The sequence below is a fragment of the Deltaproteobacteria bacterium genome, from assembly GCA_016875225.1.
In the GTDB taxonomy this organism is placed as follows: domain Bacteria; phylum Myxococcota_A; class UBA9160; order SZUA-336; family SZUA-336; genus VGRW01.
Map to the genome: position 1 here is coordinate 1 of VGRW01000065.1, position 20,104 is coordinate 20,104.

Consider the following 20,104-nt stretch of genomic DNA (forward strand, 5'->3'; position numbering starts at 1 on the left):
TGAACGCTGGGTAGCGGCGGGCCATTGTCCACCAGGAGGTGGAGATGGCGCGGACGAGGCTACCCATGCGGAAACTCAGAGAAATCCTGCGACTGAAGCTCGATCTCGGCGCGTCGGTGCGCGAGATCGCGCAGTCGTGCAACCTGGCGCGGAGTACGGCGAGCGACTACGTGGGCCGGATCGCGGCGGCGCAGCTCTCGTGGCCGCTGCCGCCGGAGCTGGACGACGACGAGGCGCTGGAGCGCCTGCTCTTCCCGCACGAGGGGCACCCGAAGGCTCGGCGTCCGGAGCCGGACTGGGCGGAGGTGCACTGGGAGCTGCGGCGCAAGCACGTCGAGATATTGTCAAATTCTGTGGACGGCGACGTGATCAGGCGGCGCGCGCTTCCTTGTTCTCGATCTGAACTCCGTCTTGGTACTTGACTCCGTGAGCGACGAGCGGGAGCAGCTCCGGCCCGTTGAGCCGTCGCCATCGCTGCCCAGCCATCTCCAGGAGTTTGAAGGCCATGGTGATCGCCTTCGCCCTCGATCCCGGCCCCTTCGTCACGCGCTGGCGCAGCCGTACCGTCGCAAACGGCGACTCGATGATGTTCGTCGTCCGAAGGTGCTTCCAGTGCTCAGCAGGGAAGTCGAAGAAGGTCAGCAGCTTCTCGAAGTCCCGGCGTAGCGACGCGACCGCCTTCGGGTACTTCGCTCCGTACTCGGCCTCGAACTCATCGGCGGCGCGTTCGGCGTCGGCCTTGGTCTCGGCATCCATGATCTCGTGCAGCGCCTTCTTGGCGCGGCCCTGCAGGCGCTTGGGCAGCTTGTCGAGCACGTTCACGAGGCGATGCACCCAGCATTGCTCTCGCGTCTCGGGCCAGACGTCGCGCACCGCAGCCCAGAAGCCGAGCGCGCCGTCACCGACCGCGACGACTGGAGCTTCGAGACCGCGATTCTTGAGACCACGGAGCATCGTCTGCCAGCTCTCCTTGCTCTCCCGGTAGCCGTCTTCGACGCCGATCAGCTCCTTCGTCCCGTCCGGACGGGCGCCGATCATCACCAGCAGACACACGCGGTCGTCTTCGAGCCGGACATTCACGTGGATCCCGTCGACCCAGACGTACACGTACTCCCGATCCGAGAGATCGCGCTTGCGAAACGCCTCGTGCTCGGCCTCCCACTGGTTCGTCAGCCGCGTAATCGTCGTCGCCGAGAGCCCCGCCGCATCCTCGCCCAGCAGCGCCGGGATCGCTTCCTGAAAGTCTCCTGTCGACAGGCCGCGCAGGTACAGGATCGGCAGCACCTCATCGATCTTCGGCGATCGCCGCATGTACGGCGGCAGAATTTTGCTCGTGAATCGCTGGCGCTCGCCCTCGATCACGCGCTTGTCGTTCACCCGAGGCGCCTCGACTTCGATCGTTCCCGAACCAGTTACGATCGTCCGGGCAGGCTTGTGCCCGTTGCGTACGACCAGGGCGTGACCGTCCTCGTCGCGGTCGTCCCGATGGCTCGCGACGTACTCGGCGACCTCGGCTTCCAGCGCCGCCGTCAGCATCCGGCGCGCTCCCTCACGCGCGATCGCTTCCAAGCTCGGGATCTCGTCTTCTTCGTTCTTCTCGACTACTCTCAGCACGGGTGGCGTACTCCTTCCCCCTCGGTTGGCGCCGAGGGCCTTGTGGTTGGAACTCACAAGGAAGGGTACGCCGCCCTTTTCACGTCCTCCAGAATCCACAGGATTCGGTCATATCTCAAGCACGTCACGCGCATGCTGCTCTGGCAGGAGTACCGGGAGGGCGAGCCCGAGGGCTACCAGTACAGCCAATTCTGCGATCGGTACGGGCAGTGGGCGAAGACACTGCCGCTCTCGATGCGGGAAATCTAGGAAGGGCTGTTGCTCCCCGTGGCCAGCAGCGTGAACTTCAGGCCCGGCGGGGTCACGAACAACAACGGCTTCGTGCCGCTCTCGACGGACGGCGCCGCATCGTTCGATATCTACAACGGCGCGCCCGGATCTACGCACGTCGTAGTCGACGTGACCGGCTACTTCTCGTGACTCCAATCCCCCTCGACGGGGGCGTAGGTTCCCCCGACGGGGAGTGTAGGTAAAGCCGGCACCCGGCTCTGAAAATCGAGTGCCGACACGACGACCGGATCGATCCCATCGTTCGCGCCGGGGGCTGTCCACCCGCTGGATGACCGGGCTACGGCGGCGTGATGGAGCGGCGGCGCGGTCACGTCGAGCTGGCGCGGATCCGCGAGCTCGCGGGCGCGGTCGAAGTCCGGCGTGACGATCGCGTTGAGCGTGGGGTTGACGCGCTCGGCGCGCGCGATGGCGGCCGCTACCAGCTCGGTGGCGGAGATCTCACCGCTTCGCACCAGGGCTGCCTGTCCGACGGCGTCGAGTTCCAGGAGGTCGCTCATGGGTCTCGATCCTCTCAGGCTCCACGCCGGGAGAGCAAAGCGCAGGGCCGGCTGCCGGCGTGCTAACGTCGGGGCCCCACGAAGGAGAACGTGCGCATGACCGAAGCAGCCGTGCATCCGCTGGTCCAGGCCGGCAAGGTGGCCGTGGTACCAGGCGTCTACGACGTCCTCTCCGCGCGCATGGCGCACCGCGCCGGGTTCGGCTTCGCCGTCCTCACGGGCTACGGTGTCGCCGCCAGCTACCTCGGTGAGCCCGATTTCGGCTTGCTCACCCAGACCGAGATCCTCGACACCGCGCGGCGCATCCTGAACCGGGTGCCGATTGGACTGGTCGTCGACGGTGACACCGGCTTCGGCGGGCCCCTCAACGTGCAGCGCATGGTGCGCGAGCTGATCCGAATGGGCGCCTCCGGTGTGATCCTCGAAGACCAGACCTGGCCGAAGCGTTGCGGCCACATGCGCGGCAAGGACGTGATCGACGCCGAGGAGCATGCGGCGAAGATCCGCGCCGCCGTCGATGCGCGCGGCGACAAGCCGTTCGTGATCACCGCCCGGACCGACGCCGTGATGACCCACGGCCTCGACGAGGCGATCCGTCGGGCCAAGCTGTACAAGGACGCCGGGGCCACGGTGCTGTTTGTGGAGGGCCCACGCACGAAGGAGGAGATCATGCGGGTCGGCAGGGAGCTTCCGCCGCCCCTCGCGATCAATCTCATCGAGGGCGGCGACACGCCGCTCTTCACCGTGGAAGAGCTCCAGCAGTTCGGGTTCTTCAGCGTAGGCTTCGTGCTGTCGGGCCTGTTCGCGGCCACGCACGCCCTCGAGCGTACCTACCGGCACATCCGCACCCACGCGTCGACCGATGCGGTCCGCGACCAGATGATGGACTTCCCGCGGTTCGTCGACTTCATCGGTGTCCAGGAACGCTATGCCGATGACGAGAAGTACCGGGCGCGCTAGGGGACACGTTCATTGTCGGCGATGACGGCTCACGAGCTGACGACCACCGGCGGCCCTGCCATGCGCGAGGTCGAGCACAGCATGACCCACGCCGAGCCGGTCTCATTTCGGCAGCTGTGCGAGCGCACGTCGCGCGACTCGACCGGAGAGGAAACGAGAGGAAGAAGAAGGCTGAGCACCGCGGGCCCATTCGCCCGGCAGGGGCGTAGGTGAAAGTGGGCACCGGCTCATCCCTCCGAGGGACGCACACCAGCTGATCCTCTGGATCCTCGGTGGCCCGAAGTGCGACGCGCCGGGCTGCACGCAGATCCAGCCACGCTCGACGATGCCGATCCGCGGCCTGCGCGACACGCTGCCGCTGCACTGGGACGGCGTCCCGGGCGATCCCTACGGCGGCACGAACGGGCAGGTCGCCGGCGGGCCGGTCGCGAGCGTGCCGCCGCGGTGCAGCGGGGAGCTCGACTGCTTCCGTGACCTGATCGACGGCAGCCTGTCGTCGACGATGTGCGACCTCGACGACTGCGGCCGCAACGACGCCGGTCTGCCGGGTGAGCTCGACGAGGACGCGCGCGACGCCATGGCGGTACGAGCTCGCGTCGTGGGCGATGGGCTTCGGCACGCCGGCGACCCCCGCGATCAACCGCATCAACTTCGGCTTCGGTCCGTTCGCGGTCTGGCAGATGTTCCTCGAGGGCGGCACCGGATTCAGCGGTGCCTTCGCGCGCCAGGTGACGATCGACGCACGAGCCGCGGGCGCGTCACGGGCGGAGACCGAGGCACGGCTCGCCGACCTCGAGCGCGCCGCCGCGGAGGGCGTGATCGAGCTCTCGGGCGAGGGCGTGCGCTTCGACGGCGGGACGGCCGAGCCGGTCACGCTGGTGTTCGCGCGCGGCGTCTACGCTCCGCGCCGTGGCCGGGCCGCGCCGCTGACGCGCGGCGCGCTCCTCGAGCGGGCCGCGTCCGGGGCGCTCGTGGTCACGTTCACGGGGCGCCTCGGCCCGAACGTCGGCTTCGAGCACCCGCAGCCGCTGCTCTGGTCCGAGCCGCAGCCCGGCCGGGCGGTCCTCCACCGCTTGCCGCACCTGCCGGCGGAGAACCCGATGGAGCTGTTCGGGCGGCACGTCGCGCCGGGCGCGTGCGTGCTCGTCGACGGACGCCGCGTCCACGGAACGGTCGGCTGCGCTGGCGGCGGACGGCTGCCCCGATGCGACGACGAGCGGGTCGAGATCCGCATCGACCTCGACGGGACCGCGACGCCCGGGATGCACCTCCTGCAGGTCGTGAACGTCGGCGGCTTGACGAGCAACGAGTTCCCGATCTTCTTGGACGAGTAGGACGAACGAGGGAGGGACACGCGTGCCGCACGACCTGATCATTCGCCACGGAACCGTGATCGACGGCACCGGTGCGCCCGGACGCCGCGCCGACGTCGCGATCGACGGCGATCGGATCTCGGCGATCGGGGACCTCGCGGGCGGGAGCGCGGCGCGCGAGATCGACGCGACCGGGCTCGTCGTCACGCCCGGCTTCGTCGACCTGCACACCCACCTCGACGCGCAGGTGGCGTGGGACCCCTTCATGACGTCGAGCTCGTGGCACGGCGTCACGACGGTGGTGACGGGCAACTGCGGTGTGACGTTCGCGCCGGTCCTGCCGGGCGACCGCGAGTACCTCGCGTCGATGATGGAGAGCGTCGAGGACATCCCGCGCAAGGCCATTCTCGAAGGCCTGCCGTGGGACTGGGAGACCTTCCCCCAGTACCTCGACTCGGTGCAGCGCCTGGCGCCGGCGCTCAACGTGGTCGGCCTCGTCGGTCACTGCGCGGTGCGCTGGCAGGTGATGCGCGAGCGCGCGCTCACCGACGAGGCGCCGACCGCGGCCGAGATGGCGCGCATGCGCGAGATCGCGGCCGAGTCGATCGCGGGCGGGGCCGTCGGGTACTCGACGTCGCGGCTGCTCGGCCACGTCGTGCCCGACGGGCGCAAGGTGCCGGGCACGTTCTCGCCGATCGAGGAGTACCTGGCGATCGCCGACGGCATGAACGACGCGGGCGGCGGGCCCTTCCAGGCGGTGCTCGACTTCGACACCAAGTTCGAGCACGAGATCCGTCTGCTGCACGCCATGGCGGAGCGCTGCGGCGACGTGCTGTACTCGGGCGGCGTCGGCAACGCGCCGGCCACGAGCGGCGACCGGGCCGCGCTCGACTTCTTCGGCCGCTTCCTCGAGGACACGCGCGCGCGGTTCGGACGCATCACGTCGATCGCGATGACGCGGCCGAGCGGCATGCTGATCGGGCTCGCGCAGGTGTCGCCGGTCGCGGGCCGGCACTGGGCGCGGCTGCTGGCGCTGCCGACGATGGCGGAGCGTCTCGCGGCGCTGCGGGACGCCGCGACGCGTGCCGAGCTGATCGCCGAGGGGCAGCGCAAGGGGCTCTGGTTCGACCCGCAACACGTCTACCCGCTCGGCAACGGCGACACGCCCGACTACGGCATCGAGCACGGGCGCTCGGTCGCGGCGCTGGCGGCGGACGCGGGTGTGCACCCGGTCGAGGTGCTCGTCGACCGGCTGCTCGCCAGCGAAGGCCGCGAGCTGTTCAACGCGTGGTTCTACAACCGCAACACGCCGGCGCTCGCCGAGTACCTGCAGCTCGACGGCGTCTGTCCGGGGCTCAGCGACGCCGGCGCGCACGCGGGGCAGATCTGCGACGCCGACGCGCAGACGCACTACCTCGCGTACTGGTGCCGCGAGCGCGGGAGCGTGGCCCTCCAAGATGCGATCCACCGGCTGAGCGCGCGTCCCGCCGCGGTCCTCGGGCTCGTCGACCGCGGCACGCTCGTGCCCGGCGCGTACGCCGACGTGAACGTGCTCGACCCGGCGGGGCTGCGCTTCGGCTACCCGGAGTACGTACGCGACTTCCCGGACGGGAAGGGGAGGCTGCGCGTGCGGTCGGAGGGCTACGCCGCGACGCTGGTGAACGGCCGCGTGGTCACCGAGCGCGGTGCACACACGGGCGAACGTCCGGGGCGCGTGCTGCGCGAGTTCGCGCGCGGGTGAAGGGGGAATCACCATGGGTGAGATCGACGGCGGCGAGGTCCTGGTGCGCGGGCTCCGCGCCGAGGGGGTCGAGGTGCTCTTCGCCATCGCCGACGTCTCCTACACACCGGTGGTCCGCAGTGCGGCGGCGGCCGGAATGCGCATCGTCGGCGGGCGCCACGAGAGCGCGAACGTGCACATGGCGGACGGCTGGGCGCGGGTGACCGGTGGAGTGGCCGTCGCCATGGCGGGTATGGGCCCGGGTGTCGCGAACCTCGTTCCGGGCGTCATCACGGCCTGGATCGAGGGTGTGCCGGTCGTGGTGGTGGCGACGCAGCGCACCCACCGCGCGCACCTCGCGATCCGCCGCGGGCGCTTCCAGTACACGCCGCAGATCGAGGTGTTCCGTCCGGTGACGAAGTTCGCTGGTCAGGTTCCGAACGCGCGGCGCATCCCCGAGTACGTGCGCGAGGCGTTCCGCTGCGCGCTCACCGGACGGCCGGGGCCGGTCTACCTCGAGATCGCGGACGAGATTCTGCGCCAGCGCGTCGCGGAGGAAGCGGTCGGTACCCCGTTGCCCGAGCGCTACCGCACGCCGCCAGCGGCGCCCGACCCCGACGCCGTGGCGCGCGCCGCCGACCTGCTCGGCAAGGCGCGCCGCACGTTGATCCTCGCCGGGCAGGGCGTGCAGCGCGCCGGCGCGAGCGCCGAGCTCGCCGCCCTCGCCGAGCGGGCGGGCGCGCTGGTGACGGGCACACCGGCAGCGCGCGGCGTCGTCGCGGAGGACCACGCGCAAGCCGTCAACCTGAACTTCCCCGGCGGCGCCCAGGCGATGCGCACGGCCGACGTGGTGCTCGCGGTCGGCACGCAGATCGGAGAGATGCCGCTCAGAGGCCCGATCATCGCTTCGGGCGCCCGATTCCGCGCTGGCGACGGATGTTACAGAACGCCTCTTGCCGGAACTCCGGGCTAGGATCGCGCTTGTTTGTCCTATCCTCCGTTCGCATGCCGGTTCATCGCTTCTTCCTCGTTCGCTTGCGGGGCGGCGCTGGCACGGTTAGCTCGCGCACTTCGCGGCGAATCTCTCTCTGCAGCTCGGCTACATCGCGCAGCAGCTCGGGCACGCCGACATTGGCGTCACCGCGCGGCACTACGCGAGATGGTGGGGGGGGCAGCGAGTACCGCGAGCCGCTGCAACTCGAGGCGGGCGAAGTACCCGCGGATCTACTCGCGCGGCTCGTCGAGTCCCCCCAGGGCCCCACAGCTACGACTTCGACGACGACGGGCCGTTCGGCGGCGATCTCGCAAGTGACCGAGACGGCAGCGATTCCGATGGTGCCCAGGACTGGACTCGAACCAGCACCCCATTGCTGGGACCAGGCCCTCAACCTGGCGTGTCTACCAATTTCACCACCTGGGCAGGTGGAGCACTTGCGCGTTTATAGGAGCGCGCGGGCGCGCTTTCAACTCGGAGGCTTGGCGGGCGCCTCGGGCGCCGCCGGCTCGGGCGCCGGGGCGGGCGGTGACGCGGGGACCTCGATCGACTCGAAGCCCGACGGCGCGCCGCCCGGCTCGCTCGGCGGGGCGGTCGATTCGGCCTCGGGCGCGGTCTCGGGCGCGACCGGCGCTTCGATCGCGGGGGCATCGAGCAGGTCGTCCGCGCTGGTGTCGGCGGCAAAGCGTGCCAGCACGAAGGCGAGCACCATGAAGAGCACCGCGGACACGGTCGTGAGCTTTGTCAGGAAGTTTCCTGCACCGCGCGCTCCGAAGACCGTCTGGCTGGAGCCGGCGCCGAGCGATACGCCGATGTCTGCTCCCTTACCGTGCTGCAGAAGCACCACGATGATCAGGAACAGGCAGACGGCGATGTAGACGATCGAGAGAAGAATCGTCACCCGGAGACTCCCGTGCCGCGCTCGCGGAAGCGGATGATGGCAGAGAAGCTCTGCGGGTCAAGGCTCGCGCCCCCGACCAGCGCCCCGTCGATGTCCGGCTGGGACAGCAGCTCGGCGGCGTTGTCGGGCTTCACCGAGCCCCCGTACTGGATTCGCACGCTCGCGGCCGCGGCGCCGAAGCGGTCCGCGAGCCGCGCCCGGACGAAGGCGTGCGCCTGCTGCGCGAGTTCGGGCGTGGCGGTCTTTCCCGTGCCGATCGCCCAGACCGGCTCGTAGGCGACCACGAGCTCGGACGCGAGCCCCGGGTCGGCCTCGGCGAGCGACCCCTCGAGCTGCGCGCGGAGAACGTCGAGGGTGCGGCCGGACTCTCGCTCGGCCAACGACTCGCCCACGCAGAGGATCGGGCGCAGGCCGGCGGCCTGCACCGCGCGGAGCTTCTTGGCGACGAACGCGTCCGTCTCGCCGAAGATCGCGCGGCGTTCGGAGTGGCCCAGGATCACGTAGCGGCAGCCGACGTCGGCGAGCATGGCAATCGAGATCTCGCCGGTGAAAGCGCCCTTGGCCTCGAAGTGCGCGTTCTGGCCCGCGAGCGCGACGCGGCTCTCGGCCAGCGTGTCGCGAAGCGCGGCGAGCGCGGTGAAGGGCGGGGCGATCGCGACCTCGACGTCGGTCACGCTGCGCACGAGCGGCGCGAACGCGCGCGCGAACTCCACCGACTCGGCGATCGTCTTGTGCATCTTCCAGTTCGCGGCGATGAACGGGGTTCTCAAGCGTGCCTCCGGAGCGCCTCGACACCGGGGAGCGCGCTCCCCTCGAGGAACTCGAGCGATGCGCCGCCTCCGGTCGAGAGGTGCGAGATCCGCGCGCCGACACCGGCCGCGGCCACCGCGGCGAGCGAGTCTCCGCCGCCCACGACGGTATAGGCGGGGCTTCGCGCGAGCAGCTCCGCGACGGCGCGCGTGCCCGCGTCGAACGGCGGCTTCTCGAACAGGCCGAGCGGCCCGTTCCAGAACACGGTCTTCGCCGAAGCGAGGCGCTTCGCGATTGCCTCGCGCGAGCGCGGCCCGATGTCGAGCGCCATCGCGTCGTCGGGGATGCGGTCCACCGTTCGCGCGCCCGCGGTGTCGTCGATGCTCGAAGCCACGACGTGGTCCACGGGCAGAAGGATCTCCGTGCTTCCGGAGAGCAGCTTGCTTGCGGTCTCGATCAGGTCGCGCTCGACCAGCGAGCGTCCGATCGGCTCATCGCGCGCGAGCAGGAACGTGTAGGCCATCGCGCCGCCGATCGCGATCGAGTCCGCGCGACGAGCGAGCTGTTCGAGCACGCGCAGCTTGTCGGAGACCTTCGCGCCGCCGAGGATGCACACGTACGGATGCTCGGGCTGATCGCGCACGCGCGAGAGCGCCTCGACCTCGCGAAGCAGCAGGAACCCGGCCGCCGACTGGCTGCACGCGTGCGCGAGCCCCTCGGTCGAGGCGTGCGCGCGGTGAGCGGTCCCGAAGGCGTCGTTCACGTACACGTCGCAGAGCCGTGCGAGCTTGGCGACGAAGGCCGGGTCGTTCTTCTCCTCGCCGGCGTGGAAGCGCAGGTTCTCGAGCAGGATCGCGTCGCCGTCGCGGAGCCGCGCGACGCGTTCCTCGACCTCCGCGCCGACGCAGTCCGAGGCGAGCGGCAGACCCATGTGGCGGGCGACCGGCGCTAGCGAGTACTTCGCTTCGGGCGCGGCCTTGGGCCGGCCCAGGTGCGAGGCGAGCACGACGCGCCCGCCGCGCGAGCGCACGAAGTCGAGCGTCTCGCGCGAGGCGTCGATTCGCGACGCGTCGGCGACCTGGCCGCCGGCGAGCGGCACGTTCAGGTCCGCGCGGATGAAGACCCGCTTGCCGCGGAGCTCGAGATCCGCGACCGAGGGCAGGCGGATCCCGGCGCTCACAGCTTCGCGGCGACCATGCGCGCGAGGTCGACGACGCGCCTCGCGTAGCCCCACTCGTTGTCGTACCAGGCGAGCACCTTCACCAGGTTTCCGCCGAGGACCTTGGTGTTCTGCGCGTCGACGATCGCCGAGTGCGGATCGTCCAGGAAGTCGATCGAGACCAGCGGCTCGTACGAAATCGCCAGGATCCCTTTCATGGGGCCCTCGGCCGCCTTCTTGAACGCCTCGTTGATCTGCTCGACGCTGGCGGTGCGATCGAGCTCGGCGACCAGGTCCACGACCGAGACGTCGGGCGTCGGGACGCGGATCGAGATGCCGTCGAGCTTGCCGGCGAGCTCTGGCAGAACGAGTCCCACCGCCTTGGCCGCGCCGGTCGAGGTCGGGATCATCGAGACCGCCGCCGCGCGCGCGCGGCGCAGATCGGAGTGGGGCAGGTCGAGGATCTGCTGGTCGTTGGTGTACGCGTGGATCGTCGTCATCCAGCCGCGCCGGACGCCGAACTCCTGGTGCAGGATCTTCGCCACCGGCGCGAGGCAGTTCGTGGTGCACGACGCGTTCGAGATCACGTGGTGGGCGCCGGGCTGGTAGACCTGCTCGTTCACGCCCAGCGCGATCGTGACGTCGGGCTCGGTCGCGGGTGCGCTGATGATCACCTTCTTCGCCCCGGCGGAAAGATGCTTCGCGGCGTCGGCGCGCTTGGTGAAGAGCCCCGTCGACTCGATCACGATGTCGACGCCGAGCTCCTTCCACGGCAGCTTCGCGGGATCGCGTTCGGCGATCACTTTGAGCTCGCGATCGCCGATCCGGATCGACTTGTCGGCGACCTCGACGCGCTCGCCGAGCCGACCGTGCACGGAGTCGTACTTCAGCAGGTGGCCGAGCGTCTTGGCGTCGGTGAGGTCGTTCACCGCCACGAACTCCAGCGCCGACTCCGCGAGACCCGCGCGCAGCGCGCAGCGTCCGATGCGTCCGAACCCGTTGATGCCCACCCGCGCACGCGCTGCCATCTCGTCCTCCTCCGCTCGACCGGCGCGCAGAATAACGGCGGCTCCCGACAGCGTCAATCGAAGTGAATCCGCTAGCTTACGCGCGGATGTCCCGGTTTGCGCAAGGTCCTGCGTGATCATCGGAGGCGGCATCGACGTGGTCGAAATCGCGCGCGTCGAGCGCGCGCTCGTCCGGCGCGGAGAGCGTCTGCGAACGCGCGTGTTCACCGAGCGCGAGATCGAAGACTGCGCCCGCCGCGTGCGCTCGGCCGCACATTTCGCGCTGCGCTTTGCCGTCAAGGAGGCGGGGATGAAGGCGATCGGTACCGGCTGGCGGCGCGGTGTGGCGTGGCGGGACTTCGAGACGCGCGAGACCGCGCACGGACTCGAGGTCGCGATTCTCGGTCGCGCGCTCGAGATCGCAAACCAGCGCGGTCTCTCGCGCGCCTGGGTCGGTGCGTCCTACACGCGCACGCACGCGTTCGCGCAGATCGTGCTCGAGGGCTCCAGGGGCCCGGAGCGCCCGTGAGGCGAATCCTGAACGGAGCCGTGCTCGTCGCGGGGGTCGCGCTTCTGGTCGCGACGGTGGGGCTCGTCGCGGTGCTGTTGCTGGTCGGTCGCGATCCCGGCCCGCCGGCTCGCGGCGCGCTCTCGGTGCGCGGGCTCGACGCGAACGCCCGCGTCGTGCGCGATCCGTTCGGGGTGCCCCACGTCGAGGCCGAGACGCTCGCCGACGCCTGCTTCGCGCTCGGCTTCGCGCACGCGCAGGACCGGCTCTGGCAGATGGAGCTCGCGCGGCGCAGCGCGCACGGTCGGCTCGCGGAGCTCTTCGGCGAGGGCGCGCTCGCTCAGGATCGCCTGGCGCGAACGCTCGGCTTCTCCGCGGCCGCGGCCCGGGAGCGGCCCCAGCTCGGCCGCGAGGCGCGCGCGGGTCTGGAGGCCTACGCGGCCGGGGTGAACGCGTGGCTGGCCGAGATCGCGGCGAATCACGCCACGCGCCCGTTCGAGCTGCGCTGGCTCGAGATCGAGCCGGAGCCGTGGACGCCCGAGGACTCGCTCGCGATCTTGCGGCTCCGCGCCTGGAATCTGGGCCGATCGATCTCCGCGAGCCTGCTTCTCGACCGCCTGGTCGCCGAGATCGGCGGCGTGCCCTCGCGCGACTTCTTCCCGGTGCGGCCGAGCGACGGCTCGCACGATCCGTTCGCGGGCCTGCTCTCGCTGGGCCGCGTGTCCGACGCATTGGCGCGGACGAGCGGGCTGGGCGGCGCCTCGGGAAGCCTGGGGGTTCTGGTGCCGGCCGCGCGCTCGCGAAGTGGCAAGCCGCTGCTCGCCAACGATCCGCACGTCGGCTTCTCCTCGCCCCCCGTCTTCTACCTGGCGCACCTTCGCGCGGGACGCTTCGAGCTCTCGGGCGCGACCTGGCCGGGACTGCCGATCTTCTTCACCGGCACGAACCGACAGATCGCCTGGGGGCAGGTCGCTCTACACGCCTCGGTGTCGGATCTGTTCGAGGAGGCGCTGGACCCGAACGACCCGACCCGCTACGAGCGCGCGGGACGCTGGCAGTCGGCGCGGGTCGAGAGCCAGCGGATCGCCGTGAGAGGGCGGGCGCCGGAGCCGATCTCGATCGTCGTCACCGAGCACGGCCCGCTGCTGCGCAGCGTGTTTCCCGACCCCCCGCGCGCGAACTCGCTCGCGCTGCGCTGGACCGGCCAGGCGGAGCGGAGCGGCGCCGAGGCGCTCTACCGGCTGCAGCGCTGCGGCGACTGGGGCTGCTTCCGCGCCGCGCTGCGCGAGCTGCGCGCTCCCGCGGCGACGTTCCTGTACGCCGACGCGAGTGGCGCGACCGGCACGCAGGTCGCTGGGGACCTGCCGCTCCGCGCGATCGAGACCGGTCTGCTCCCGCTCGCGGGCGCGTCGCGGTACTACGACTGGCGCGGCACGGCGGACTTCGACTCGCTGCCTTCGAGCTACGGCGCGAGTCTGCCCGTGCAGGTGGTCTCTCCGCATCCCGAGGCCGCGAGCTTCCGGACGCCGATCACCTGGCTCTGGAGCAATCAGGGCGCCGCGGAGCGCGTGCGCGAGCTGCTCGCCCGACCGGGAGCGCTCGACGTCGAGGGTCTGGTCGCGATCCAGCGCGACACCGTCTCGCGTCGCGGCCCCGCCACGGTGAAGCTCCTGCTCGAGCACGCGGCGCCAGCGTCGTCGGCCGCGCAGCGGGTTCGCACGCTTCTGCTCGAGTGGGACGGCTCGACCGCGACCGACTCGGTCGGAGCTTCGCTGTACCACGTGTTCCGGCAGCGGCTGGCGGGCAAGCTTCTCGAAGGGCTCTCGCTCTCGAAGGGATCGCGGGCGCTGCTTGCGCAAGCCGAACCCGCGCCTGGAGTCGCGCTCGCGCGCGCGCTCGATCGCGTGGGTCGGGAGAAGCTGGCGAGCTCGATCGACACCGCGCTCGACGAGACCTGGAGCTTCATGCGCACGCGCGTGTCGGCCAATCCGAAGCGTTGGAGCTGGGGAGCGGTGCACGAGGTCCGCCTCGAGCACGCGTTCGAGCGGCTCGGCTCGGGCACGCTGGGCTGGGTGGGGCGGCGTCTGGGGTCCGCGGCGTTCGCCGCGCCGGGCGATCCCGACTCGGCCTGGACGATGTTCAGCGCAGGGCTCGGCGATCCGTCCGTCGCACTCGGCCCGGCGTTCCGCTACGCGGTCGATCTCGGCGATCCGGACCACGCGCTCTTCGGCCTCGCGGGCGGCCAGTCGGGACACCCCGGCTCGGCGCACTACGCGGACGCGCTCGACGATTGGCTCGGGGGGCGCCCGCGACCGCTCTGGATGCACGCGAGCGACGTCTCCTACCACCAGAAGGGAACCTGGGAGCTGCATCCCGCAGAGCCATGATCGTCTTCATCCTCGTGCCAGGGCTGTACGCGGCCGTCGAACAGGCGGACGATCCAGCGCTGCGCGGCCGCCCCGTGATCGTCGGCGGAGATCCCGCCAAGCGCGGCAGCGTGACTGGCGCGAGCCGCGAGGCGCGTGCGCGCGGCGTGGAAGAGGGCATGGAGATGCGCCGCGCGCTCGAGCTCTGTCGTGACGCGATCCTGCGCCGGACGCGCCTCAAACACTACCGGGAGCGCGTCGCGGAGCTTCGCGAGCTTCTGCGCGCGGACTGCGAACGGCTCGAGGAGCTCGGGCTCGACGGAACATTCCTCGAGCTCGCTTCCCCCGCGGATGGTCTCGCCCACGCCGCGGAGCTCTGCGTGCGCCTGCAAGCGGAGTTCGGACTTCCCGCCGTGGCAGGAATCGCGCCGACGCGATTCGTCGCGGTGCTGGCCGCGCGGCACGCCGGACCGGGCGGAATCCGGCGCGTGAACGAGGCGGAGGTCGAGGACTTCCTCGGCCCGTTCCCGGTGGACGAGATCTGGGGGCTCGGTCCCGCGACCGCGCAGAGGCTCGCGGAGCACGGGGTGCGCACGATCGCCGAGCTGCGCGCGCTCGATCCCGCCCGGCTCGCCGAGCTCACCGGCGCGCGCGCGGCGGCGATCCTGGAATACGCGCGCGGAGCGGATCGCGGCCGGCTCGCGCCCAAGCCGCGCTCGCGCACGCTCAGCCAGGAGCAGACGCTTCTCGGCCCGAGCACCGACCTGCGCGCGATCTCCGAATCGCTCGCGCAGCTCGCCGAGCGCCTGGCCGCGACGTTGGCGCGGGAGCGACGCGCGGCCGGCTCGGTCACGCTGGTCGTCTCGTACCTGGACGGCACTCGCGCCTCGCGGACGCTGGCGCTCGACGGGCCGACCGGGGAGCCGCGCGAGCTCGCGGACGCGGCCGTGGCCCTGCTCGCGCGCACCCACGCAGGTGCGCGAGCGATCCGCCGACTGCGTCTCGCGGTCGCGGGGCTGGAGCGCCTGACACCGGGCACCGAGGGGCGCCAGCTGCGACTCTTCTGACAGGCGCTCGTCCTGCTTCGCACGGCGACCGGCAACTGCGGCTTCAGGAGCCCCCGCCTGCCGTCCGAAACGGTAGGCGAGAGGGCCCGTTGGACAAAGACAACACGTTCGACCGCCGCAAGTATCCGCGCGTCCACACCGAGTCGCTGGTCGCGATCTCCCGGGTGGATTCGCGCGGGGCGCTGGCCCACGCGCTCGACGTCTCGATCGGCGGCATCCGCTTCCGGTGCGTCGGTCTCGAGGTCGAGCTCGGCGAGGTGCTCCGCGTGCTGCTGACGATCGGCGAGCGAACCGTCTCCGTCGTCGGACGACTGGTGCGCGTGACCGAGCTCGACGGCTTCACGCAGGAGGTCGCGCTGAGCTTCACCGAGGTCGACCCCGACACGCTGCGCTTCCTGTCCGCGAGCCTGCCGGAGGCCTACGAGGTCTAGGTTCCCATTCGGGGGGCTTTGCAGCTAAGCTCGGGCCCCCGGAATGAGCGACTTCTACCAGAACGGCGTCATCACGACCCTGCACCGCCTGGGCGCTTCGTCGCTCGGCCGGATCGAGGCCGAGCTCAAGCACTACGCGCGCGAGCGGCCGATGGCGCTGGTGCTGCCGTGCCTGCACACGGAGATCGACGGCTCGGGCTTGCGCGGCATCCTCGAGGTTCTGCGCGAGGTCTCCTACCTGCACCGGATCATCGTCTCGGTCTCGGGCACCACGCAGGCCGAGGAGTTCAAGCGCGTGCGCGAGTTCTTCCGCCCGCTGCCCGAGGTGGTCTGCGTCTGGGGCAGCGGTCCGACCGTGGGCGAGCTGCTCGAGCGGCAGCGCGCGAGCGGTCTCGAGCCCGGCCCCGACGGAAAGGGGCGCGCGGTCTGGCTCGGCGCGGGGGCGGCGCTCGCGCTCGGCGACGTCGACGCGCTGGCGTTCCACGACTGCGACGTGCTGACCTACGACCGCGAGTTCCTGGCGCGGCTCTGCTACCCGGTGCTGAGCCCGCACCTCGATTACGACTACTGCAAGGGCTACTACGGCCGCGCCACCGATCGCCTGCACGGCCGCGTGACGCGGCTCTTCGTCACACCTCTGATCCTTTCCTTGAAGCGCACGCTGGGCCGCGAGCTGCCGCTGATCGAGTTCGTGCACGGCTTCCGCTACCCGCTCGCAGGCGAGTTCTCGATGAAGACCACGCTCGCGCGCCAGGTCCGGATCCCGAGCGATTGGGGTCTCGAGGTCGGCCTGCTCGCCGAGGTGTTCCGCAACGCGTCGTCGCAGCGGATCTGCCAGGTGGAGCTCTGCGACAACTACGACCACAAGCACCAGGAGCTCTCGCCGCTCGATCCGACGCGCGGGCTGCACCGGATGGTGATCGACATCGCGACATCGCTGTTCCGGAACCTCGCGAGCGTCGGCGTGCAGTTCGACGCCGGGTTCCTCAACACGCTCTGCTCCGCGTACCTCCGCCAGGCGCAGGACACGATCAGCGCCTACTCCGACGACTCGCGCATCAACGGGCTGCACTTCGATCCGCACGCGGAGGAGCTCGTCGTCGAGACCTTCACCGCGGGTCTGCGCGCCGCCGGGCTCGCCTTCGTGCGCGACCCGATGCGCTCGCCGCTGATCCCGAACTGGCACCGCGTGAGCGCCGCGATTCCCGAGTTCCTCTCCGACCTGCGCTACGCCGTGGAGCTGGACAGACGCCTCTGACCGATTGACTACGCTCGGCTTCGCCTCGCTGCGCGCGCCTGCGGCGCTTGCGGCTCCGCGCGCGGGCGGCCGCGCGCTCCGCCGTCGCCGAACGAAGCGAAGGGCCGGATCCGCGGCCGCCCGCGGTCCGGCCCGCAAGCGCCGCGCAGCGGCGCGCGCAGCGAGGCGAAGCCGAGGGTAGTCGACAAGGTCAGACCAAAGATGCCCAGGACTGGACTCGAACCAGCACGTCCTTGCGGACACGAGGCCCTGAACCTCGCGTGTCTACCAATTTCACCACCTGGGCGCGGTGGTCGCATCGACCCGGAACGGGCGCGATCCTAGCGGAGGCCCCGGGACGCTGCCAAGCGGACTTCAGTCGTCGAGCTGGCGCGTCACGGTCTCCCACTCGGCGTAGAGCGCGGCGATCGCCTCGCTCAGGGTCCGGCGCTCGAGCGCGAGCGTTCGCATTCGCTCTCCGTCGCGGGCGGTGGACGGCTCGGAGGCCAACCAGTCCAGCCGTCGCAGCTCCGTCTCGGACGCCTCGATCTTCTGCTCGAGCGCCGCGCTCTGCTCGCGGAGCTTGCGCTGGCGCTTCTCGCGGCTGCGATCCACGGCGGGCTTCGCGGTCGGCGCCGGCTTCGCCTTCGCGGCCGGCTTCGGCGCGCGCTCGGCGGCCTCGCGCGCCAGCGTCGACTCGTAGAAATCGTAGTTGCCCAGGAACGCGCGGACGCAGGCCTCCGTCTCGCCCGGCGTGACCTCGACCACGCGGGTCGCGAGGGCGTTGATGAAGCGGCGGTCGTGGCTCACGAAGAGCAGCGTCCCCTCGTAGCCGGCCAGCGCCGCGGTGAGCACGTCGCGGGCCTCCATGTCGAGGTGATTGGTGGGCTCGTCGAGCACCAGGAAGTTCGCGCTCGCGAGCAGGAGCTTGGCCAGGGCGAGCCGCGCCTTCTCGCCGCCCGAGAGCACGGAGACGCGCTTGTCGACGTCGTCGCCCGAGAACAGGAACGCGCCGAGGATCCCGCGCAGGCGCGGGACGTCGTCGATCGCGGCGTCCGATTCGAGCTCCGCGAGCACGGTGCGGCGCGGATCCAGCGCGTCGACCTGGTGCTGCGCGTAGAAGCCCGCGCGCACGTTGTGTCCGAGCTCGCGCGCGCCGGCATCCGGCGGAAACGCGCCGGCCGCCAGCCGGAGCAGCGTCGACTTGCCCGCGCCGTTGGGTCCGACGAGCGCCACGCGCTCGCCGCGGCGCAGCTCGAAGTCGAGCGCGCGGTACACGACCTTGTCGCCGTACGCCTTCGCCGCGCGCTCCAGCCGCAGCACGGTCTCGCCGGAGCGCAGCGAGGTCTTGAAGCGCACGCGCATGCTGCGCTCCTGCGCCTCGCTCGGCAGCAGCTCGCGCTCGGCGCGAAGCTTCTCGATCTGCTTCACGCGGCTCTGCGCCTGGCTGGCCTTGCTGGCCTTCGCCTTGAAGCGCGTGACGAAGCGCTCCTTCTCGGCGATCTCGCGCTCGAGGTTGCGCCGGCGCGCCTCGGCCTCGTCGAGCCGCAGCGCGCGCTGCTCCACGTAGGCGGAGTAGTTGCCGCGGTACGAGGTGAGTCGCGGCGCGGAGAGCTCCGCGATCCGATTGCAGTGCCGGTCCAGGAAGACCCGGTCGTGCGAGACGACGACGACCGACCCCGGATAGGCGGCGAGCATTCCCTCGAACCAGCGGATCGAGGGCAGGTCGAGGTGGTTGGTGGGCTCGTCGAGGAGCAGGATCTCGGGCCGCGCGATCAGAAGCTTGGCGAGCTCGACGCGCATCAGCCAGCCGCCCGAAAGCTTGGCGAGCGGCTGCTCCCACTTCTCGGGTCCCAGCCCGAGCCCGACCAGCGTCGCGCGAAGCTCGGCGTCGGCGGAGAAGCCGCCGGCGCGCTCGAACTCGTGGCGCAGCTCGTCGTAGCGCGAGGCGAGCTCGTCGGGAACGTGCTCGTGGTCGCGCGCGATCTCCTCCTCCATCTCGCGCATGCGTCGCTCGAGCGCGCGCAGCGGCTCGAGGGCGGTCTCCGCCTCGGCGAGGACGGTGCGGTCCGAGACCGCGCTCACCTCCTGGCGCAGATAGCCGACGCGCGCGCCGCGGCGCAGCACCCGCGTTCCGGTGTCGGGCGCGTCGAGCCCGGCGAGCATGCGCAGAAGCGTGGTCTTGCCCGCGCCGTTGCGACCGACCAGCCCCACGCGGTCGTCGGGGCGGACGTGCAGCGACGCCCCTTCGAAGAGCGCGCGTCCGCCAAACGACTTGGAGGCGTCTTCCAACCGGAGCACAGCGGACGGGAGGCTAGCGGGGCGACTCGGCGCTCGCCCGCGACAGGATCGTCGCCTCGTCCCACTCGACCGGCAGCTTCACGCGCTCGCCGCTCTTGCGCTCGAAGAGCACGTGGCCCTCGCGCGCTGCGAACTCGAGCAGATCGCGCACGAGCTCGACGTCCTTGCGGCAGTACGCCTCGATCAGATCGATCCGGCCCTCCTTCCACCAGACCAGGGACTGCATCCCGTCGCCGCTCTTGCCGCGCCCGAGCGTGTGCATGGCGAGGTGGTCGAGCGAGAGCCGGTAGCCGAGCTTGCGGTGGATCTCCTCGAGCAGGTCGAAGGTCGCAAGCTGCGACAGATCGCGCGTCGTGTAGGCGCGCAGCACCCCGTAGTCGAAGCGGCGGCTGTTGAATCCGACCACCGCCGGCGCGCGAAAGAGCCGCTCGATCAGCGCCTCGGCACGCTCCTCGGTGTAGGTCTCGAACTCGCCGGTCGCGGCGTCGAAGACCACCGCGAGCGCGAGCCGCATCAGGTGCGTGTTGCCCCAGCCGCCGACCTCCGCCGCGGAGCGCTGCGTCTCGACGTCGAAGATCAGCGGCGCAAGCCGCGGTGGGGGCGCGAGCTCGAGCGAGTCCGGCGGCTCGAGGTCGGGCTCCTCGAGCTCGACCGCGCCCGCCGCCAGCGTCTCGCGCGCGAGCGCGAGGTCGACGGTGCGGATCACCGCGGTCTTGTCGAGCGGCCGGTTCCCCGCGCCGCAGCGCGGCGAGTGGATGCACGAGGGGCAGCCGTCGACGCAGGGGCACTCGGAGGCGATCTGCCCGGCCAGCGAGATCAGCTCCTCCACGCGCGGAAAGATCGCGCGCGCGATCCCGATCCCGCCCGGGTGCGAGTCGTACAGGAAGATCGCGGGGCCGCGAACCTGGGGGTGGCGCGGGATCGAGATCCCCGCGGCGTCGAAGCGGTCGCAGAGCGCGAAGAGCGGAAACAGCGCGAGCGACGCCCC

Annotated in this window: 19 protein-coding genes and 2 tRNA genes; 11 read left to right on the top strand and 10 right to left on the bottom strand. The window is 71.1% G+C overall.

The features are described 5' to 3' along the window. Nucleotides 1-65: 65 nt before the first annotated feature. Nucleotides 66-422: a hypothetical protein gene (locus FJ108_13945; protein MBM4336989.1), complete on the top strand. Its 357-nt coding sequence runs from the start codon at nt 66-68 to the stop codon at nt 420-422. Here FJ108_13945 and FJ108_13950 read toward each other — a convergent pair. Continuing rightward, nucleotides 370-1,614, bottom strand: coding sequence for an IS256 family transposase (locus FJ108_13950; protein ID MBM4336990.1), 1,245 nt, complete (start codon nt 1,612-1,614; stop codon nt 370-372). The two genes, FJ108_13945 and FJ108_13950, sit on opposite strands and share 53 nt — an antisense overlap. A gap of 42 nt (nt 1,615-1,656) precedes the next feature. Between FJ108_13950 and FJ108_13955 the strand changes: the two genes are divergently transcribed. Next, nucleotides 1,657-1,863 carry a hypothetical protein gene (locus tag FJ108_13955; GenBank protein ID MBM4336991.1) on the top strand — a complete coding sequence of 69 codons (207 nt, stop codon included), beginning with the start codon at nt 1,657-1,659 and terminating at the stop codon, nt 1,861-1,863. A gap of 158 nt (nt 1,864-2,021) precedes the next feature. On the opposite strand, the gene FJ108_13960 is transcribed toward FJ108_13955, so the two are convergent. Further along, the gene (locus FJ108_13960) at nt 2,022-2,402 is read right to left on the bottom strand and encodes a hypothetical protein (GenBank protein ID MBM4336992.1); all 381 of its coding nucleotides are present in this window, start codon (nt 2,400-2,402) and stop codon (nt 2,022-2,024) included. Between the two features lie 96 nt (nt 2,403-2,498). On the opposite strand from FJ108_13960, the gene FJ108_13965 reads away from it, so the two are divergent. The 4 genes from FJ108_13965 (at nt 2,499) to FJ108_13980 (ending at nt 7,368) form a co-directional block, all read left to right on the top strand. After that, a complete protein-coding gene (locus tag FJ108_13965) occupies nt 2,499-3,362 on the top strand; it encodes an oxaloacetate decarboxylase (protein MBM4336993.1) in 864 nt (287 codons plus the stop codon). 548 nt (nt 3,363-3,910) lie between these two features. Next, a complete protein-coding gene (locus FJ108_13970) occupies nt 3,911-4,696 on the top strand; it encodes a hypothetical protein (GenBank protein ID MBM4336994.1) in 786 nt (261 codons plus the stop codon). A 22-nt stretch (nt 4,697-4,718) separates the two neighbouring features. Continuing rightward, entirely contained in the window at nt 4,719-6,416 is a 1,698-nt protein-coding gene (locus FJ108_13975) for an amidohydrolase family protein (protein ID MBM4336995.1), read from the top strand. Nucleotides 6,417-6,429: 13 nt separating this feature from the next. Beyond that, entirely contained in the window at nt 6,430-7,368 is a 939-nt protein-coding gene (locus FJ108_13980) for a thiamine pyrophosphate-binding protein (GenBank protein ID MBM4336996.1), read from the top strand. A 360-nt stretch (nt 7,369-7,728) separates the two neighbouring features. Here FJ108_13980 and FJ108_13985 read toward each other — a convergent pair. From FJ108_13985 to gap, 5 genes are all read right to left on the bottom strand, one after another. Continuing rightward, nucleotides 7,729-7,815, bottom strand: a tRNA-Leu gene (locus FJ108_13985). 43 nt (nt 7,816-7,858) lie between these two features. Then, nucleotides 7,859-8,290: a preprotein translocase subunit SecG gene (gene secG, locus FJ108_13990; GenBank protein MBM4336997.1), complete on the bottom strand. Its 432-nt coding sequence runs from the start codon at nt 8,288-8,290 to the stop codon at nt 7,859-7,861. Next, nucleotides 8,287-9,060, bottom strand: coding sequence for a triose-phosphate isomerase (locus FJ108_13995; GenBank protein ID MBM4336998.1), 774 nt, complete (start codon nt 9,058-9,060; stop codon nt 8,287-8,289). The genes secG and FJ108_13995 overlap by 4 nt, the downstream gene beginning before the upstream one ends. Next, nucleotides 9,057-10,208, bottom strand: coding sequence for a phosphoglycerate kinase (locus FJ108_14000; protein MBM4336999.1), 1,152 nt, complete (start codon nt 10,206-10,208; stop codon nt 9,057-9,059). Before FJ108_14000 ends, FJ108_13995 begins: the two co-directional genes overlap by 4 nt. A gap of 8 nt (nt 10,209-10,216) precedes the next feature. Further along, a complete protein-coding gene (gene gap, locus FJ108_14005) occupies nt 10,217-11,227 on the bottom strand; it encodes a type I glyceraldehyde-3-phosphate dehydrogenase (protein ID MBM4337000.1) in 1,011 nt (336 codons plus the stop codon). On the opposite strand from gap, the gene acpS reads away from it, so the two are divergent. Genes acpS through FJ108_14030 form a run of 5 tightly spaced genes read left to right on the top strand, consistent with a single transcriptional unit; the run spans nt 11,184 to nt 16,836 of the window. Then, nucleotides 11,184-11,735, top strand: coding sequence for a holo-[acyl-carrier-protein] synthase (acpS, locus tag FJ108_14010; GenBank protein ID MBM4337001.1), 552 nt, complete (start codon nt 11,184-11,186; stop codon nt 11,733-11,735). The two genes, gap and acpS, sit on opposite strands and share 44 nt — an antisense overlap. Further along, nucleotides 11,555-14,101, top strand: coding sequence for a penicillin acylase family protein (locus tag FJ108_14015; protein ID MBM4337002.1), 2,547 nt, complete (start codon nt 11,555-11,557; stop codon nt 14,099-14,101). The genes acpS and FJ108_14015 overlap by 181 nt, the downstream gene beginning before the upstream one ends. Continuing rightward, nucleotides 14,098-15,147, top strand: a complete 1,050-nt coding sequence (locus tag FJ108_14020; protein MBM4337003.1) for a hypothetical protein — start codon at nt 14,098-14,100, stop codon at nt 15,145-15,147. Before FJ108_14015 ends, FJ108_14020 begins: the two co-directional genes overlap by 4 nt. Continuing rightward, the gene (locus FJ108_14025) at nt 15,144-15,578 is read left to right on the top strand and encodes a PilZ domain-containing protein (protein MBM4337004.1); all 435 of its coding nucleotides are present in this window, start codon (nt 15,144-15,146) and stop codon (nt 15,576-15,578) included. Before FJ108_14020 ends, FJ108_14025 begins: the two co-directional genes overlap by 4 nt. A 43-nt stretch (nt 15,579-15,621) precedes the next feature. After that, nucleotides 15,622-16,836, top strand: a complete 1,215-nt coding sequence (locus tag FJ108_14030) for a glycosyl transferase (protein ID MBM4337005.1) — start codon at nt 15,622-15,624, stop codon at nt 16,834-16,836. A gap of 202 nt (nt 16,837-17,038) precedes the next feature. Here FJ108_14030 and FJ108_14035 read toward each other — a convergent pair. The 3 genes from FJ108_14035 to FJ108_14045 form a co-directional block, all read right to left on the bottom strand. Next, nucleotides 17,039-17,122 (bottom strand) — tRNA-Leu (locus tag FJ108_14035). Nucleotides 17,123-17,190: 68 nt separating this feature from the next. Beyond that, complete coding sequence (locus tag FJ108_14040; protein ID MBM4337006.1) at nt 17,191-19,116, bottom strand: ABC-F family ATP-binding cassette domain-containing protein; 1,926 nt, start codon at nt 19,114-19,116, stop codon at nt 17,191-17,193. A gap of 13 nt (nt 19,117-19,129) precedes the next feature. Beyond that, the coding region (locus tag FJ108_14045) for a DUF1998 domain-containing protein (GenBank protein ID MBM4337007.1) at nt 19,130-20,104 on the bottom strand (975 nt) is incomplete at its 5' end.